Origin of the sequence: Subtercola lobariae (genome assembly GCF_014640255.1) — a bacterium.
GTDB classification, from domain to species: domain Bacteria; phylum Actinomycetota; class Actinomycetes; order Actinomycetales; family Microbacteriaceae; genus Subtercola; species Subtercola lobariae.
Map to the genome: position 1 here is coordinate 133703 of NZ_BMGP01000003.1, position 16924 is coordinate 150626.

Annotated in this window: 15 protein-coding genes and 1 pseudogene; 10 read left to right on the forward strand and 6 right to left on the reverse strand. The window is 65.2% G+C overall.

All coding sequences use genetic code 11. The features are described from left to right. The first annotated feature begins 4 nt into the window (after positions 1-4). From IEX24_RS08640 to IEX24_RS08650, 3 genes are read left to right on the forward strand one after another with little or no spacing between them, the layout of a single operon-like run. Positions 5-196 (forward strand): hypothetical protein, encoded by a 192-nt coding sequence (locus IEX24_RS08640; protein ID WP_188676916.1) that lies wholly within the window; start codon positions 5-7, stop codon positions 194-196. Continuing rightward, the gene (locus IEX24_RS08645; protein ID WP_188676919.1) at positions 193-2931 is read left to right on the forward strand and encodes a DUF4118 domain-containing protein; all 2739 of its coding nucleotides are present in this window, start codon (positions 193-195) and stop codon (positions 2929-2931) included. Before IEX24_RS08640 ends, IEX24_RS08645 begins: the two co-directional genes overlap by 4 nt. After that, on the forward strand, positions 2931-3614 hold the full coding sequence (locus IEX24_RS08650) for a response regulator (RefSeq protein ID WP_188676922.1): 684 nt from the start codon (positions 2931-2933) through the stop codon (positions 3612-3614). The genes IEX24_RS08645 and IEX24_RS08650 overlap by 1 nt, the downstream gene beginning before the upstream one ends. Positions 3615-3762: 148 nt before the next feature. Here the strand turns inward: IEX24_RS08650 and IEX24_RS08655 are convergent, their stop codons facing one another. Genes IEX24_RS08655 through IEX24_RS08670 form a run of 4 tightly spaced genes read right to left on the reverse strand, consistent with a single transcriptional unit; the run spans position 3763 to position 6802 of the window. After that, positions 3763-4497 (reverse strand): zinc ribbon domain-containing protein, encoded by a 735-nt coding sequence (locus IEX24_RS08655; RefSeq protein ID WP_188676926.1) that lies wholly within the window; start codon positions 4495-4497, stop codon positions 3763-3765. Positions 4498-4551: 54 nt separating this feature from the next. After that, complete coding sequence (locus IEX24_RS08660; RefSeq protein WP_188676943.1) at positions 4552-5370, reverse strand: Nif3-like dinuclear metal center hexameric protein; 819 nt, start codon at positions 5368-5370, stop codon at positions 4552-4554. Between the two features lie 36 nt (positions 5371-5406). Continuing rightward, on the reverse strand, positions 5407-6630 hold the full coding sequence (locus tag IEX24_RS08665; protein WP_188676948.1) for a class I SAM-dependent methyltransferase: 1224 nt from the start codon (positions 6628-6630) through the stop codon (positions 5407-5409). Beyond that, on the reverse strand, positions 6623-6802 hold the full coding sequence (locus IEX24_RS08670) for an HIG1 domain-containing protein (protein WP_188676950.1): 180 nt from the start codon (positions 6800-6802) through the stop codon (positions 6623-6625). Before IEX24_RS08670 ends, IEX24_RS08665 begins: the two co-directional genes overlap by 8 nt. A gap of 83 nt (positions 6803-6885) precedes the next feature. Between IEX24_RS08670 and IEX24_RS08675 the strand changes: the two genes are divergently transcribed. The 5 genes from IEX24_RS08675 (at position 6886) to IEX24_RS08695 (ending at position 13267) form a co-directional block, all read left to right on the forward strand. Further along, entirely contained in the window at positions 6886-7557 is a 672-nt protein-coding gene (locus IEX24_RS08675; RefSeq protein WP_229715188.1) for a class I SAM-dependent methyltransferase, read from the forward strand. Between the two features lie 122 nt (positions 7558-7679). After that, a complete protein-coding gene (locus IEX24_RS08680) occupies positions 7680-10646 on the forward strand; it encodes an alpha-mannosidase (RefSeq protein WP_188676953.1) in 2967 nt (988 codons plus the stop codon). 26 nt (positions 10647-10672) lie between these two features. Further along, positions 10673-12064, forward strand: coding sequence for an MFS transporter (locus IEX24_RS08685; RefSeq protein WP_188676955.1), 1392 nt, complete (start codon positions 10673-10675; stop codon positions 12062-12064). Positions 12065-12125: 61 nt separating this feature from the next. Then, positions 12126-12443: a hypothetical protein gene (locus tag IEX24_RS08690; RefSeq protein ID WP_188676958.1), complete on the forward strand. Its 318-nt coding sequence runs from the start codon at positions 12126-12128 to the stop codon at positions 12441-12443. Positions 12444-12445: 2 nt separating this feature from the next. Beyond that, complete coding sequence (locus IEX24_RS08695; protein WP_188676961.1) at positions 12446-13267, forward strand: serine hydrolase domain-containing protein; 822 nt, start codon at positions 12446-12448, stop codon at positions 13265-13267. Positions 13268-13271: 4 nt separating this feature from the next. Here the strand turns inward: IEX24_RS08695 and IEX24_RS08700 are convergent, their stop codons facing one another. Then, positions 13272-14129 (reverse strand): Fic family protein, encoded by an 858-nt coding sequence (locus IEX24_RS08700; protein WP_203585908.1) that lies wholly within the window; start codon positions 14127-14129, stop codon positions 13272-13274. A 3-nt stretch (positions 14130-14132) separates the two neighbouring features. Further along, complete coding sequence (locus IEX24_RS08705; RefSeq protein WP_188676964.1) at positions 14133-14870, reverse strand: hypothetical protein; 738 nt, start codon at positions 14868-14870, stop codon at positions 14133-14135. Between the two features lie 120 nt (positions 14871-14990). Here IEX24_RS08705 and IEX24_RS08710 point away from each other — a divergent pair, with 120 nt between their 5' ends. After that, a complete protein-coding gene (locus IEX24_RS08710) occupies positions 14991-15407 on the forward strand; it encodes a hypothetical protein (protein ID WP_188676967.1) in 417 nt (138 codons plus the stop codon). 171 nt (positions 15408-15578) lie between these two features. Next, positions 15579-16824, forward strand: a pseudogene (locus IEX24_RS08715) (IS256 family transposase). Positions 16825-16924 lie beyond the last annotated feature (100 nt).

A 16924-nucleotide genomic window follows, 5' to 3' on the forward strand; every position in this document is an offset into this window, starting at 1 on the left:
GCAGGTGGCGGCGGTTTTGGTGGGCGCGGCCGTGCTGGCGGGCGTGGTGTTGGTGGGCGCGGTGTTGGCGGGCGTGGCGGTGCTTGTGGGCGCGGTGTTGGTGGGCGCGGCCGTGCTGGTGGGCGTGGTGTTAGCGGGCGTGCCGGTGCGCGTGGATGCCCGCGGCGACGCACGACGAACGAGCTCACCCTCGTGACCAGAGGTCTGCTGCACGTCTACCTCGGCGCCGCGCCCGGCGTGGGCAAGACCTTCACCATGCTCGAAGAGGGCCGACGCATGCACGCCGCAGGCCACGACGTGGTCATCGGTGTGGTCGAGACCCACGGCCGAGCCGCCACGGCAGCGCTCGTCGAGGGCCTCGAGGTGCTTCCCCGGAGGCGGGTCGAACACCGTGCGGTGACACTCGACGAATTCGACGTGTCGGCCCTCATCGCCCGTAAGCCGGAGTGGGCACTGATCGACGAGTTGGCGCACACCAACGCACCCGGTTCGCTCACTCCGAAGCGCTTCGCCGACGTGGCGCTGCTGCTCGATGCGGGCATCAATGTGATGTCGACCGTGAACATCCAGCACATCGAAAGCCTGCACGACGTGGTGGAGCAGATCACGGGAATCGCACAGAACGAGACCATTGCCGACTCGGTGCTGCGCTCGGCCGACCAGATCGAGCTCGTCGACCTTGCCCCCGAGGCGCTGCGGGCCCGGCTCTCGGGCGGCTTCGTCTACCCGGCAGGCACGATCGATGCGGCGCTGTCGAACTACTTCAGACTCGGCAATCTGACCGCGCTGCGAGAGCTCGCGCTGCTGTGGCTGGCCGACGAAGTGGATGTCGCACTCACCGCCTACCGCGCCGAGCACGGCATCGGCCAGAAGTGGGAGGCCCGCGAACGAGTGGTGGTGGCGCTGCCCGGCGGCGCAGAAGGCGAAACCCTTATTCGCCGCGGAGCCCGTATCGCGGCCCGATCGAGCGGAGGCGAGCTGCTCGCGGTGCACGTCAGTGGTGCAGACGGTCTCGCGGCCGCGAACCCCGGCGCCCTCGCCCAGCAGCGCACCCTCGTCGAGCAGCTCGGCGGGCACTACCACCACGTGGTGGGCGACGACACCCCTCAAGCGTTGGTCGATTTCGCGCGCGGGGTGAACGCCACGCAGCTGGTGGTGGGCGTGAGCCGGCGGTCGAGGCTCACGGCATTGTTGACGGGGGCGGGAATCGGCGCCACGGTCATCCGTGAGTCTGGTGACATCGACGTGCATATCGTGACGCATGCAGCCGCCGGTTCGCTCGCCCTGCCGCGCCTGGGCGGGGCTCTGACGCTTCGCCGGCAGTGGGCGGGCGGCGCCATCGCGGTGCTCGGGCTCAGCGCACTGACCTGGGCGATGGCTGCGCTGCGCACCGACGACTCCATCACCAGTGAGGTGCTGCTCTACCAACTGCTCGTTGTGATCGTGGCCCTGGTGGGCGGTTTGCGACCTGCTGTTCCCACGGCCGTCGCCGCCGGCCTGCTGCTCGACTACTTCTTCGTGTCGCCGCTGTACACGGTGACCATCGCCGACCCGCGGCACTTTTTGGCTCTACTCGTCTTCTTGGTGGTGGCCGTGCTGGTCAGCGTGGTTGTCGACTCCTCGGCCCGTCGGTCACGCGCGGCCAGGCGCAGTGCCGCCGAGGCCGAAACGCTCGCCACGGTCGCCGGCAGCGTGCTGCGGGGTCAGGATGCCCTGCAGGCCCTCATCGATCGCTTGCGCGAGGTCTTCTCGCTCGAACGGGTCACTCTCGAGTCGGGCGGCGAGGTGCTGTACGAGGCGGCTGAGCACGCGGCCGCGGAGCCGCTGGCCGCCGAGCCGATTGGCAGAATCGCGCCCGACAGCGTGACGCCGTTGGTCACGGCCGCCGAGACGGCTGTCTGGATTGCATCCGGCGATGGGGTGCACTATGGTACGGCCCCCAATGGTGCGGCGCATGGCAGTGAGTTACCCGACGGTCTGGCGCACGCGCAGGCGCAGGCCAGTGCGGCGAAAGCGCCCGAGAAATCCGCTGAGCGGCCTGGCGATGCCACGCACGCCGACACCCAGCGCACCGCGTACCCGTTGTCTGAATCGGCTCAGTTGGTTGTGGTCGGGCGGCCACTGCAGGCGTCTGACCGGCGCATTCTCGCCGCGTTTCTCTCGCAGATCGAGTCGGCGCTCGTGCAGCGGCGCCTCGCTGCAGAAGCCGAGAGCATGCGGCCGCTCGAACAAGCCGACCGCATGCGCACGGCGTTGCTGGCCGCGGTCGGGCACGACCTGCGAACGCCGCTTTCGTCGGCCACGGCTGCCGTCTCGAGCCTCGCCAGCAGCGAGGTCGACTGGAGCGACGTCGATCGCTGTGAGCTGCTTCGCACGGCAGAAGAATCGCTGGTCACCCTGGCCGAGCTGGTGAACAATCTGCTCGACGTCAGCCGTCTCCAGGCCGGAGTACTCGCGGTCTCGCGCTCAGAGGTCGGTCTCGACGAGGTGGTGCCGCTCGCGCTCGACGAACTGCACGTCGCGCCCGGGGCCGTCGTGATCGACGTATCGCCGGCACTGCCTCCGGTGGTCTGCGATCCCGCTCTTCTGCAACGAGTGATCGTGAATCTGCTGTCGAATGCTCTGCGCTACTCGCCCGCGGGTACTCAACCGATCGTCGGGGCCAGCGCCTTCGGTGACACCGTTCAGTTGCGAATCATCGACCGCGGGCCTGGCATACCGCCCGAACGGCTGACCGATGCCTTTCAGCCGTTTCAGCGCTTAGGCGACACCGACAACACCACCGGAGTCGGGCTCGGGCTCGCTCTGTCGAGAGGCTTCGTCGAGGCGATGAACGGTACGCTCGAAGCCGAAGACACCCCGGGCGGAGGGCTGACCATGGTGATCACGCTGCCCCGCGGCCACCAGAGCTCTGCAGAGGGCGACTCCTGATGCGGGTGCTCATCGTCGATGATGACGCGCAGATTCGGCGTGCCCTGCGCATCAACCTGAACGCGCGCGGCTACGAGGTGGTGCTGGCCGCCACGGGTGAGGATGCCCTGAAACAGGCTGCCGAGCATCCAGCCGAACTCGTGGTGCTCGATCTCGGGTTACCGGGGCTCAGCGGTATCGCAGTGATCGAGGGCCTGCGCGGTTGGAGCACCGTTCCGATTCTCGTGGTGAGTGGGCGCAGTGATTCGGCAGACAAGGTCGACGCACTCGATGCGGGGGCCGACGACTACGTCACGAAGCCGTTCGCCATCGATGAACTGCTGGCGCGCATCCGGGCCCTGACCAGGCGAAACGTGGCAGGGGTCGACGAACCGGTTGTGACGTTCGGCGACATCACGGTCGACCTGGCGGCCCACGACGTGCGCAGCGGCGACACCGTCGTGAAGCTGACGCCGACAGAGTGGAAGCTGCTCGAGGTGCTGGTGCGCAACCCGCGCCGGCTCGTGACGAAACAGCAACTGCTCAGCACGGTGTGGGGTTCGGCTTACACCACCGAAGACGGTTACCTCCGGCTTTACTTGGCACAGCTGCGCAAGAAACTCGAACCAGACCCGTCGCGCCCCCGGTACCTCATCACCGAACCGGGCCTCGGCTACCGTTTCACCCCCGGCACCAGCGCTTAGCCGCTGCCGATGCAGGAGTTACGTCGGAGGAGACGCGATATGGCCGCAATACGCGGGGATGCGCCACCAACTCCGCCCTAACTGCCACGCACGCCTCGCGGGCCGGTCCGTTCAGGTCGCCGCGCCGAAGTCGGCGGGCGATCGCGCCTTAGAGGCCCGACTCCTCCGTGCGAACGAGGATGCAGCTGCTGTCGGGGTCGAGCACCACGTCGTCGGGCGCGGCGAGGCGAATCTTCGCCAGGTCTGACTCGTGCAGCTTCACGTTGCTGCCCATCGAGATTCCGCGGGTCAAGAGCGCCGCGCCGATGCCGTAGCGCTCGCGCTGCCGGTTGTAGAGCGCCAGAAGTTCGTCGCCGATGCCGCCCGCGATCAGATCGCGCGAGACCTGCACGCCCGCACGCTCATGTGTGATCTCGGCGAGGGCCGCATCACGGTCGGTCTGCAGGGCGTCACGCTCGGCGGTGAAGATACCGATTTCTTCGGTCACGAGTGCGAGCCGGGCGTTGATGTCGTCGATGCGCTCCATCACGGCCAGCTCGATGTCTTCGAGGTCTGATTGCCGCTTCTCGAGCGAGGCGATCTCGTGCTCGAGACCCTGAATGTCTTTAGTCGACGAACTGGTCTCAAGCCGGGAGCGGTCTCGTTTCATTCGCGTCGCGACAACTTCGACGTCAGATTCGACCCGCGAGATCTCGAGCTGAGCATCTTCGAGTTCGCCGTTCACCGCGGCCAGTCGGTGCGAAACGGCGCCGATCTGACCTGCAAGTTCGTCGAGCCGTTTCTGCTGCGGCAGATTCTTCGCCTTGTGGTTCAGTTGCGCGAGCCGAGTGTCGGCAGCCTGAAGTTCGAGCAGCGACCTCTGTTCTGAAACGGGTGCTTTCATGTGCGGGTTTCCTTCAGTAAAACGGTTGGAGTTCAGAGTAGTGCTCGCGCGCACTTACTGGGTGACGACGAAATCCCAGGGGTCGGTGCGCACATCGCTTACGGTCACGGTGACGCCGGGCAGGGCATCCCGCAGCTGCGTTGCGGCTACGTCGAGCCAGAGCCACTCGCTGGCCCAGTGCGAAACGTCGATGAGGGCGGGGCCGCCGCCGATGGCCGCCTGCTCACGTGCTTCTGACGCAGGGTGGTGGCGCAGATCTGAGGTGATGTACACGTCGGCGGCTTGAACGAGCGGGTTGCCGATCAGCGAGTCGCCGGCCCCGCCGCATAGGGCGACGCGCGAGATGAGAGTGTCGTACGCTCCGGCGACGCGGATGCCCGTGGCCGTGGCCGGCAGCAGCTCGGCCAGAATCAGTGCCAGGCGCCCTAGTGTGACGCGCTCGGCCAAATCGCCCGCGCGCCCGAGGCCGGTACCGGGCACAGCGCCTTCGACGAGCGGAACCTCGTTCACGAGCCCCAGTCGCCGCGCGATGACACTCGACACTCCGTTGTCGACGATGTCGGCGTTCGTGTGTGCGGCGACCAGCGCGCAGTTGGCGCGAATGAGCCGAGCGAGCATCGAACCCTTGTAGGTGGTCTCAGCGACAGTCGTCACGCCGCGAAGCAGCAGCGGGTGGTGCACAAGCAGCAGCCCGGCGCCGAGCTCAACGGCCTCGTCGACCGTTTCGGCGACGGCGTCGACGGCGAGGTGGATGCTCGAAACCTCGGCCCCAGGCGACCCGCTCAGTAGCCCGGGCGAATCCCACGGCTCAGCATTTTCGATGGGCCAGAGCCCTTCGATCACAGCGTTGACTTCGCGAACCGTAACTGACACAGCTCTCAGCCTACGGCGTGCGCGGGCGCGTGGGTCTCAGGTGCCCTCGGGCGTCGTCGTGGCCGGAACCGTCATGGCCGGCGTCGTGGTGGCCGGCACCGTGTTCGTCGGAGCTCCGCCCTTGGCCAGCACCTTCTTGGTCGACACCGTCACCGTGAACTTCGTGTTCTGGCCCAGAACCTTCGTCGGCCCCACCAGCCTCCGCAGCTCGGGCTGGTACGCCAGATGCGAATTGAAAACGGTGAACAGTTGCCCGCCGCCGCGCAGCACGCGGCCCGTGTCACGCAGCATCGCGAGTGCGACACCGGTGTGCACCGAGCTGCCCACGTGAAAGGGCGGGTTGCACACGATGACATCTGCGCTGTCGTCGGGCTGCTGAGCGAGCCCGGTGTCTCGAACTACGCTCACCCGACCCCCGAGGCCGTTCGCCAGCACGGTCGCGGCAGCCGATTCAACCGCCGCGGCCGACTGATCGGTGGCGATGACGCTCAACTCTGGCCGCTGCGTCGCCAACACCGCCGCGAGCACGCCCGTTCCGCAGCCGAGGTCGATGGCGGTTCGGGCGGCGGGGTCGATCTGGTCGAAGAACGTGAGCAGAAAACGTGTGCCGATGTCGAGGGTCGTGCCCGAGAAGGCTCCGCCGTGGGCAGCGATAGTGAGGCCGAGCTCGGGGTTGACGACGAGCTTGGGGTACGGGCGCGCATCCACTGGCCGACGGCTGCCGCGCGCAACGAGCACTCTCGACTTCTGCCTCGCGAGACTGACGTCGAGCGTACCGAAGTAGTGACCGAGCACGTCGTTCATGGCAAGCGAAAGGTGTTTGATGCGGCCGCCGGCGAAGACCACCACGTCGTCGGCGGCGTACCGTGCAACAGCGTCGGCGATTTCGTCGAGCTCGGCCAGCGAGCGAGGCAGCTGAAGCAGCACGACGCGTGCCCCCGCCAGCAACGACTCGTCGAGGGCGCGACTCTCGAAGCACGAACTCAGCTCGAATTCTTCCGCATTGGCGGCGAGGGCCAGCTCACCGCTCAGCGCATCTTGATGCACCCGGATGCCCGACAATCCGTGCTCGAACGACACCCCCAGCGTCAGTGCGCCGTAGCGGTCGCCGATCACAACCACGTCGCGGCCGTCATGCACACCGGCCAGCGTGGCAAAAGCCTCATCGAGAATGAGCCGATCGCTGGCATCACTCGCGAAGAGATTCGGCGCCTCGACATCGGGCCACCGTCTCAGCAGGCGATACGAGAACTCACTCATCTGGTGGTTTGTTTCTGCGGTAGTGCGACCGCGGCCGTCGCCTCGAAAGCCAGTACGCGCCGAGCCCCAGAATGAGAACGACAACACCGAACCCGATGGGAATCAGCGGGTTGAGACCGGTGAGAGCGAGCTCAGGATGCTCGGCCATCCTCACCGCAAGAAGCTGACTCACCGGGCCTCCCTCGTCTTCTCGAACGGGTGCGTGCGAACCGTTCGCGTTCAATCTACTCGGCCACGCCTGCCTACAATCGTGTGATGGAGGCCCGACGAATGTCTGAGCAGAACCCCTTCGGCCGAGACTACTGGGAAGAGCGGTACGCCGCACCCGGGCTGGCCTGGAGCGGCGACCCGAACCCCGTGCTCGTGACCGAAGCCGCCGAGCTCACCCCGGGCACAGCCCTCGACATCGGCAGCGGCGAGGGCGGCGATGCGTTCTGGCTCGCCACGCTCGGCTGGAACATCACCGGCGTCGACATCTCGACGAATGCGCTCGAGAAGGCTCGCACCAGGGCGGAGTCGCTCGATCTGGCGGCGGCAGCGCGCATCCAGTGGCAACAGCACGACCTCACCGCGTGGGCGCCACCCGCGCAGAGCTTCGACCTCGTTTCGGCGCAATTCATGCACCTGCCCGACCCGAGTCGCAGTACGCTCTTCGCGGCGCTGGCCGCAGCGGTCGCGCCGGGCGGCACCCTGCTCATCGTCGGCCACGACGTTTCACGCGAGGTGGATGCCCATCAATCCCACCGCGCAGCGCTGATGTTCACCATTGACGACGTTCTCGCCGCCATCGACGGGGAAGACCTCCACGTCGAAGCGGCCGAGTCGCGCGAGCGCGCTCAAGTGGCGGCCCACACCGAATCGGGCCACCTCCGCGACATCGTGGTGCGGGCGACCCGCCCGCGATCTCAAGCAGGCGAATCGCGGTGAGTGCTGCCCGCCCCGCGGCAACGGCCGCGTTGTAAGCTGGCCCTCCGCGAGCCATGAGCCCGCGGCGCACGGCCCGCACAGCGGCGGCGCCGGCAGCGAACCTTGAGGGAGGGCGAGCGGTCATGGCGAACCTCGTGACGTGGCTGTTCGGCATCGCAGCTCAAGAACCTGCCGAGTACCGAAAGCTGCGCGCCATGCGCAGCCGCATCTACCGCGTTGTCGCGCCTCTCGAGGCGGAGATCATCCGCTCGCCCGAACCGATACCGTTCGCCGACCTCGACCGCAGCGCGTTCACCGCGGCTCGGCCCGGCACCTCGTGGGGTCACACGCACGACTGCGCCTGGATTCGGCTGACCGGCAGCATTCCCGCATCGGTGCTCGGCGACCGCAGCACCGTGGTGATGCTCGGCATTCGTGGCGAGGCACTCGTTCACGACGCAGCAGGTCAGGTCATCGACTCCGTCAGCACGGTGTTCTTACAGGGCGACCTGCCGCACGCCGGCGCCCGCTACCGACCGTTGCACCACGTGGAGTCCGACGAGCACGGCCGGGTCGAGCTCTTCGCCGACGTCAGTTACAACGGATTCTTGCTCTACGCCATCGGCCGCGGCGTCTATCACGGCGCTCACATTGCGACCCGAGACGACGAAGCCTTCGCGCTCTACTACGACTACCTCACCCTGCTGGTGCTGGCCCGGGCGACTGAAGACACGCGACTCGAGACCGAGCTGCGTCAGGCGCTGAAAACCTCGTACGAACGGTTCGCCGCCCGAGACGTGCGCGGCGCCAGAATCGCCCTCGCCGGCCCTCTCGCTGCCCGGTCTGAGAGCGACTTCGTGTACAGCGCCATCGGCCACGGGCACCTCGACATGGCGTGGCTCTGGCCGCTGCGGGAGACGCACCGAAAGGCCGCGCGCACCTATGCCCGCGCGGTGAACACCATCGAAGATCACGACGGGTACCTCTACGGCACCAGCCAGCCGCAGCAGTTGCTCTGGATGAAGGAAGAGCAGCCCGCGCTCTACGATCGCGTGAAACAGGCCGTCGCAGCCGGCCGCATCGAGCTGCAGGGGTCGTTCTGGGTGGAGACCGACACGAACCTCGCGGGCGGCGAAGCTCTCATTCGTCAATCGCTCGTGGGGCGTCGGTTTCTGAAAGAGGAGTTCGGGCTGGGTGACGACGATTTGCGGCTCTGCTGGCTGCCCGACACCTTCGGCTATAGCGGCAACCTGCCACAGATCATCTCGAAGAGCGGAATGGACTGGTTTCAGACCATCAAGCTCGCTTGGAACAAAGTGACGGTCTTTCCGCACCGCAGCTTTGTCTGGAAGGGCATCGACGGCTCGAGCGTGCTCGTGCACATGCCGCCCGAGGGTGACTACAACAGCCGCGGTGCCGCCGACGGCCTGCTGCGAGGGCTCGCGCAATACCCGGAGAAAGCCATCAACACGGCGTTGCTGGTCTACGGCTCGGGTGACGGCGGAGGCGGCCCGAACGAGGTTCACCTCGAGGTCACCGGGCGTGAACACGACCTGCGCGGGCTGCCGCGAGTCGAATACCGCACCGCAGGTGACTTTTTTCGGGGCCTCGAGCAGAAGGTCGACGAGCTGCCGCACACCCACACCGGCGAGCTCTATCTCGAGACGCATCAGGGCACCTACACGACCCAGGCCGAGATCAAGAAACGCGACCGCATCACGGGCCGCAAGCTGCACGAAGCCGAGGCGCTTGCCGCCATCGTCGGCGACGACAGCACCACCGTTCTCGAGCCGCACTGGCGTGCTCTGCTGCTCAACAATTTCCACGACATTCTCCCCGGCTCCTCCATCGCCCGAGTGAATCGGGAAGCGAATGAGGCGTACCTTCGCGTCGCAGAAGCCGCCGACTCCTACAGCGCGAGCCTCATCGAACGCTTACCCGCTGCAGGGCGAGTGGATGCTCGCGCCCCCCTCTCGGCCATCAATCTCACCTCGATGCCCCGCCGCGAGTACACGAAGGTCGAGCACCGCTGGTACACCGCAGAGGTCGGCCCCTACGCGGCGGCCGCGCTCACGCCGCTCGCTGAGGCCTTGCCGTACCCCGAATTCGCCTTCACTCCCACCACGATGACCAACGGCATCCTGAGTCTCCGCTTCGCCCCCGACGGCTCCATCGCCTCGTGCCGTGACGCCGCCGGCGTCGAGCACTCCAAGAACGGCCTCAACCGCCTCACCCTGCACCGCGACCCCTACCAGTGGCCGTTCGATGCCTGGGATATTGGCCAGAAGTACACCACGCGAACACCCCGAACGCTCACCCCGAGTCACGTCTCGACCACCATTGACGGCCCCCAGATCATCCGGAGCCAGACCTTCAGCTGGAAGCACGGTGAGGTCGAACAGCGCATCGTGCTCGAGGCGGGCAGCGAACTCGTACGCTTCGAGACGCATATCGATTGGCACGAAAAGCACCACATGCTGCGAGCCGACTTCTGGCCCGAGCACTACGGTGCGGTGGCGAAGTGCGAGATTCAGTTCGGGCACATCGAGCGCGCAACAACAGAGCTCGACGCCCCCTCGACGGCGCAGTTCGAGGTCTGCGCACACAAGTGGATCGCTACCTCCAACGACCGCGGCGGGTTCGCGCTGCTCAACGACGGCAAGTACGGGCACCGCGCTAAGAGCGGCCTGATCAGCCTGAACCTGTTGCGCTCCCCCACCTTTCCCGACAAGAGCGCCGACCAGGGGTCGCACTCGTTCACGTATGCGTTTCGTCCGTTCGCTCCGGATGCCCTCGCCGACGTCATCGGCGACGCATACCGTCTCAACAATCCCCTCCTCATCGCCCCCGGGGTCGAGTTCGACAGCGTCGCCTCCGTCGACCACCCCGGAATCGTCATCGAAACGCTCAAACCCGCAGAGAACCAGCGCGGCGTGATCGTGCGCCTCTACGAGAGTCTGGGCGAACCGACGACGGCCGCGCTCCGAACTACTCTCAAGCATTCGCACGCGAGCGAAACAGACCTGATCGAACGAATCACCGGGCCGACCGACCTCGGCAGGCTCGAATTCACCCCGTTCGAGATCAAGACGATACTTCTGGAGCCCTGACACATGACCCCCCAGGAAGGCTGATCATGACCACGCAGACAGCGCCGTCTGCGCCCACCCCGTCGGCACGAATTCCCTCGGCTCGCACGCAGAGCCGGGCCATCGTGACGGCGGCGTTCGGGCAGAACGCCATTCTCACCACCGTCACCACCTTCTTGCTCGTCTACCTGCTGCAATACGCGCACATCTCCGCGGTCGGAATCGCTGTGGTGACGACCATCATCGCGGTCGCCAAGATCTTCGACGCCATCAGCGACCCGGTGATGGGCAGCATCATCGATATGACCCGCACGCGCTGGGGCAAGATGCGCCCGTTCATCCTGTTCTCGGCAGCGCCTGTCGCCCTGCTCACCGGCCTGCTGTTCAGCGTGCCCGCCATCGACGAACCCGCACAGCTCGTCTATTTCGGCATCGTCTACGTGCTCTGGGGCTTCGCCTACACCGTGTGCGACGTGCCGCTCTGGGGCCTGATCGGCTCGGCCTTCAGCGACCCCATCGCGCGCAACCGGGTCATCTCGCGGGTGCGCGCGTTCGGTGCCATTTCGCTGGGGCTGGCCACCCTCGGCATGCCGTGGCTTGCGCAGCTGCTGAGTTTCGCGCCCGCGGGGGCAGCCGAACAGACCACGGCGAGTGGATGGTCGCGAGCAGTCTTCGCGGTCGCGATCGTCGGCATGGGGCTCTACCTCTTCGCGTTCTTCTTCGGCCGTGAACGGCCGCAAGAGATCGCCAAGCCTCGGTTGAAATTCAAGCAACTGTTTCGCGAGCTCTTTCACAACACTCCCCTGCTGATGGTGCTCATCGGCTCGGTGCTGGGCTTCGGGCGGTTCATCGTGCAAGCCGGCGGAGCGGTGTTCGTGGTGATCGCGTACGGAAACGCAGGGTACTTCACGTTCATCGGGGCGGCGATCATCCTGGGCCTGGTCATTGCGTCGTTCTTGACGCCGCGACTACTTCGGCTGATGTCGGCCCGGAGGCTGATGGTCGGCAGCTCTGTGGCGGGCACGGTGTTCTACGTCGCGATGTATCTGGTGGGGTATCAGAGCCTCATCGCCCTCTCGGTGTTCATCTTTCTCACCGGGCTCACCCTTGGCGTGTTCGGCGTCGTTCAGGCGACGATGATCGCCGACGCCGTCGATGACGCAGAGGCGCGAACCGGGGTGCGAAACGATGGAATCTCGTTCGCGTCGCTGACCTTCGTGTCGAAGATCATGAACGCCTTAGCCGTTCTCGTGTTCGGCCTGTTCGTGGTGATCGCCGGCTATCAAGACGGTGTGACCGTGACTCCGGCGATCCAGAACACGATTTTTCTGTCAATCACCATCGTGCCCGCGATCAGCTGCCTGGTGTCAGCCGTGCCGTTCTTGTTCTACCGGTTGAGTGGCGCCGGGCATCCACTCGCCGATGCAGAACTGCAATAGATCGCCATGCTCGGCGCGGCTACAATCGCGTTACGGCGCGCAGTGAGGTGCGCCGACGAACGTGAAAGCGATCAACCCGATGAACGCTCGCATCAGATCGGCACGGTCTGACTCTCGAATCACCATCGTGATCGCTGCGGCGATCGCCCTCGTGCTGGTGGTGTCTGCTGTCGTCGGTTGGGCGGTGAACAGCGATCGGCCGGTCGCCGCAGCCCCGCCCGACTATTCGGCCCAGGCGAGCGCGGTGGCAAGCGTGGTGCAGAGCGCCATGACCAGCCAGAACCTCGCGTCAGTGATCGTTCGGGTGACCCGAGGCAACGACGTCGTCACCGAGCAGGCGTTCGGCGATTCGATGACCGGGGTGACCAGGTCACCCTGAAAATGCTGGCCAACCAGACCAGCGGGTACCCCGACTACGAAACCGACGTCAACTGGAATGCGGCCTACAACGCCAACCCGTTTCACGAATTCACCTACGCCGAACGCATCGGCTACGCATTCGAGCGGCCGATGGAGTTCGCGCCCGGCACCAACTGGAGCTACTCGCACACGAACTTCATGATTCTGGGCGACATTCTGGCGAAGATCGGTGGCCAGCCCCTCGAGACCCTGCTGCAAGACAAGGTGCTCACGCCGATGGGTCTGACCCAGACGGCCGGCTACGACTCGGCGTACATTCCGGAGCCGGTGCTGCACGCCTTCAGCTCAGAGCGCCGCGCGGCCCTGGGCGTGCCCGCCAGTAGCCCGTTCTACGAAGAGAGCACGTACTGGAACCCCGCCTGGGGTACGCCCATGGGGGCAGCGCAGACCACGAACACCCACGACATGACAACCACCGCCGTGGCCGTCGGCACCGGCAGTCTACTGAGCGCTTCGAGCTTTCACGCGATGACCGACCCCAACCTGCTCGGCTTCGGCCAGAAGCTACCGGTCTGTGCGGGCACGTGCTTCACTCAGTCGAACGCCTACAACTACGGTCTCGGCGCGGTGCGTTCGGGCCAGTGGATTCTGCAGAACCCGCAACTCAGCGGTTACAGCGCAACTGCGGCCTACTTGCCCTCCCAGCAACTCGCCATCGCGGTGGCGGTCACCCACGCGCCGGGCGCCTTCAAGGCCGATGGCTCCTACCCGAACTCGGCCGACACCCTCTTCCGGCAGATCGGCGCGCAGCTCGCGGGCGCTGACGCGCCCCCCACGAAATAGCGCGTCAGCGGGCGCAGTCGGCCATCAACCTCATCAACGGCGTTGCGTCGTCGGTGCTGAACAGATGATCTAACGCTCGATTCTGTTCATATAAGCGGGTGTAGGGAATCGAGATCGCGTCGAACCCGTTTGCCATCAGCTCACCAGACGCCATCAGTTTGGCGGTTCGCTTGTTGCCGTCGAAGTAGAACTGGTGCCTGATCGCCGATGCCGCGTATACCAACGCACGCAGACGAGCGTCAGAAATGCCGTGGGTGAAGTCGAGGAGATCGTCGTAATACGCCTTCAGCACGGAGCCGTCGCTGCCATGCTCTCGGCCGTCGACGACGCCCCCGGTTGAAAGCCGAACGGATCCTCCGCCTTGCACCTGGCCTTCACCCCGGAAGTGACCGGCCTCGATGGCTTCGAACGCGGCGACGTGGGCGTGGATGCGGTCTGAGACAGCCTTGTTCAGGGAGAATTGACCGGCGCCAACAAGCGCGTCAACGTCGTTGAATCCTTCGTTCAGCGCGAGAATCTGGCGTTCTTCATCAAGGCGCTTCCCTGCGACGGTGACGCCTTCGAGAAGGGTGCGTACCTCGGGGAGGGTGAAAGTGTTGCCCTCGAGGCGCGCCGCATCCCAGATCATGTCGGGGAGTCGAGAACGAAACCGATGCCTCGCGCGTTCGCTGTCGCCCGTACCGCCGATGACGTCGAGATCGATTCCGGTCAGATCCCAGGTGATTCCGGTGAACCGGGCCTGGTCGTTCGCCGTCGGGGATCCGGCCTGGCTTTCGGATTGCGAGCGACGAGTGGTGATCGGCCGTTCGGGTGGTTTTCGGTACTGATCAGATCCGATGCCCCAGATAGGTTTTTCGCTCATCGTTCACCAGCCTTTCGTGATGCTGAGGGCGGCGTCGGCGAGTGGGCCGCCGGTACCGAAGCTGTCGATCACCGCTTGAACGGGGGTCACCAGTGGGGTGCCGTCGACCATTGTCACCCCGACGAGCACTGTTGGGTGAAGAGGTGCGACGATGACCTTCGCCGCGGAGGTCACCCGAACGGCACGATGGGTTTCTCCGAGGAGGTGGCCGATGCGCTCCGGATCTGAGGTCCAGATAATCGCCGGCAGATCGGGGTCGATAGGTTCGAGACTCAGTGATTCCAGAGCTGCCGAGCCAGAGAGTGCCCACTCAGACTCCGACGCGACTCCCGCGGAGGTGAGCCGCTCAGCATCATTCCGACCGTCGAAGAGCAGCGCTCCGCGACGCGCGTGCGGAGTCGAAACACGGCCTGCCTCCATCGCAATGGTGAGCGGATCGCTCCCCTGCGCATAGCGAATGAGCCTATCGACCCATGGAGCGAGATCGTCTTCACTTTCGTCGAGATCACCCAAAATCGACCGTGCGGCCGCGGCGGCGAGTGGGTCGCTCGCAGGCGTCGTCTGAATGACGAGGTCTTGACCACAAGCGAGAGCGAGTTCCCGCAGCGTTGCGAGATTCGCGCGAGATGGGTCTTTTCGCAGGGTCCATTCGGTGTTGCGGGAGACATTGGCACGGCGCGCGAGATCCGCCGCGGGCACACCGGGATTCTGCAGAAGTGCTCTGACGCTACTAATATCCATAGCCCGTCCTTTCAAACGAACAGTATAGCAACAAGTCCGATAAAACGGACAGACGGACAGAGACGTTCCGCCGCGTCACTGCGCTGCGCTCGAATTCATCTGATGAGATATCCTCCGAGCATGACGATTCAGCCGATCTCACCGATTCCCGCTCAGCCAGAATTTCTCATCGGGTTCGGAAACGTCAACGCCACCGACTATTGGGTGGTCACCCCGGTGGGCACCTGGCCGCTAGCAGACATCAACGTCACCTCACACGACCAGACGGCCACCACAACACACACCCCCGCGTGGGCGATCGTCATGACCATCCTTTTCATCTGGGTTGCCCTGCTCAGCCTGCTCTTTCTTCTCGCGAAAGAAACCAGGGTCACCGGCTACGTCGCCGTGTTCATTCAGGCCGGAAACCAGTCGTTCACCGAACAGGTTCCCGTCTACAACGCGCAGCAGCGTGCAGACGTGCTTCAGCGCGTCGCGTACCTGCAGGGGCTCGTCGGCCAAGCACGGTACCGGCAAGCGCAGCTGCCGCCCGCCTGAACAGCACCCACGCTCTGGGGGTGACTCAGACGTTGAGTTGACGCATGGGTGACGTCCCCGTGAGTGGTGTGGTTTCGGGTTCTTGAGCGTTGCGCCCGCGACGTGAAGAGCCACCGTGTGATGGTCAGTGAGTACCGATCAAAGTCACTCACAGAAAGACACAAACACACGATGGCCATGGACCAGTCTGCCCTGCTCGATCTTCTTGCTCAACTCAAACTCACCGACGTCACCGATCGGATCCGGGTCGCGACCGAGACCCTGTACCAGGAGCTGATCGACGCGGAAGCTACGGCATTCATCGGCGCCGCACCGTTTGCGCGCACCGATGAGCGCGTCACTCATCGCAACGGCACTAGGCAAAGGACTCTGACTACAACGGCCGGGGAGCTCGACCTGCGGATCCCGAAGCTGCGGGCCGGGACGTTCTTCCCTGCTCTGTTGGAAACGCCGCCGCCGGATCGACCAGGCATTGTTCGCCGTGGTGATGGAAGCGTATTTGCACGGCGTCTCGACCCGGAAAGTCGACGACCTCGTCAAAGCGCTCGGTGCCGATACCGGGATCTCGAAATCGGAGGTATCGCGGATCTGTGCAGGCCTAGACGCCGAAGTGGCGCAGTTCCGTGATCGGGCTTTGTCGACCCTCGACTACCCGTACGTGTTCCTCGACGCGACCTACTGCAAAGCCCGCGTCAACCATCGGATCGTCTCCCAAGCCATCGTCGTCGCGGTCGGGGTCGCCGCCGATGGGCGCCGTGAAGTGCTCGGCTTCGATGTTGGAGACACCGAGAACGAAGGGTTCTGGACCGCATTCCTCCGCTCACTGAAAGTGCGCGGGCTTGACGGAGTGAAGCTGGTCATGTCCGATGCGCACTCGGGTCTGAAGAAAGCTATCGGGACCGTGTTCCAAGGCGCGAGCTGGCAGCGGTGCCGGGTCCACTTCATGCGCAATGTCCTATCCGTCGTGCCCAAAGGTTCCCAGGACATGGTCGCCTCGATCATCCGCACCGTCTTCGCTCAACCTGACCGGGCTCATATCGAGAAGCAGTTCACCGAGGTCACCACCATGCTGGCAAGATCCCACCCGAAGGTCGCATCGATGCTCGACGACGCGAGGCCCGACCTGCTTGCGTTTGCCGGTTTCCCGCAACGACACTGGCGGCAGATCTGGTCGACGAATCCGCTGGAACGGGTCAACAAGGAAATCAAACGCCGCACCGACGTCGTCGGTGTCTTCCCCAACCCCGCCGCACTCCTCAGGCTCGCCGGCGCAGTCTCGATCGAGCAACACGACGAATGGGAAGCCGGCGACCGCCGCTACTTCTCCGAATCGTCGATGCTCGAGCTAACGACCATGAACGACCAAATCGAGCCCACCGAGGAGGTGAACATCCTGCCCGAACTCATCGCCGCCTAAACTTCAATCACTGACCTCGACCGGCAAAGCGAAAGCACACCACTCAAGAGGACGTCACCGACGCATGGGCCACCGGCCTGGCCGTCGGTCAGTAGGGCGG

Coding starts and splice junctions, on each gene's coding strand:
- IEX24_RS08650 (WP_188676922.1), top strand. CDS start 2,931: ATGCGGGTGCTCATCGTCGATGATGACGCGCAGATTCGGCGTGCCCTG.
- IEX24_RS08710 (WP_188676967.1), top strand. CDS start 14,991: ATGACGATTCAGCCGATCTCACCGATTCCCGCTCAGCCAGAATTTCTC.
- IEX24_RS08680 (WP_188676953.1), top strand. CDS start 7,680: ATGGCGAACCTCGTGACGTGGCTGTTCGGCATCGCAGCTCAAGAACCT.
- IEX24_RS08705 (WP_188676964.1), bottom strand. CDS start 14,870: ATGGATATTAGTAGCGTCAGAGCACTTCTGCAGAATCCCGGTGTGCCC.
- IEX24_RS08700 (WP_203585908.1), bottom strand. CDS start 14,129: ATGAGCGAAAAACCTATCTGGGGCATCGGATCTGATCAGTACCGAAAA.
- IEX24_RS08675 (WP_229715188.1), top strand. CDS start 6,886: ATGGAGGCCCGACGAATGTCTGAGCAGAACCCCTTCGGCCGAGACTAC.
- IEX24_RS08695 (WP_188676961.1), top strand. CDS start 12,446: ATGCTGGCCAACCAGACCAGCGGGTACCCCGACTACGAAACCGACGTC.
- IEX24_RS08655 (WP_188676926.1), bottom strand. CDS start 4,497: ATGAAAGCACCCGTTTCAGAACAGAGGTCGCTGCTCGAACTTCAGGCT.
- IEX24_RS08665 (WP_188676948.1), bottom strand. CDS start 6,630: ATGAGTGAGTTCTCGTATCGCCTGCTGAGACGGTGGCCCGATGTCGAG.
- IEX24_RS08685 (WP_188676955.1), top strand. CDS start 10,673: ATGACCACGCAGACAGCGCCGTCTGCGCCCACCCCGTCGGCACGAATT.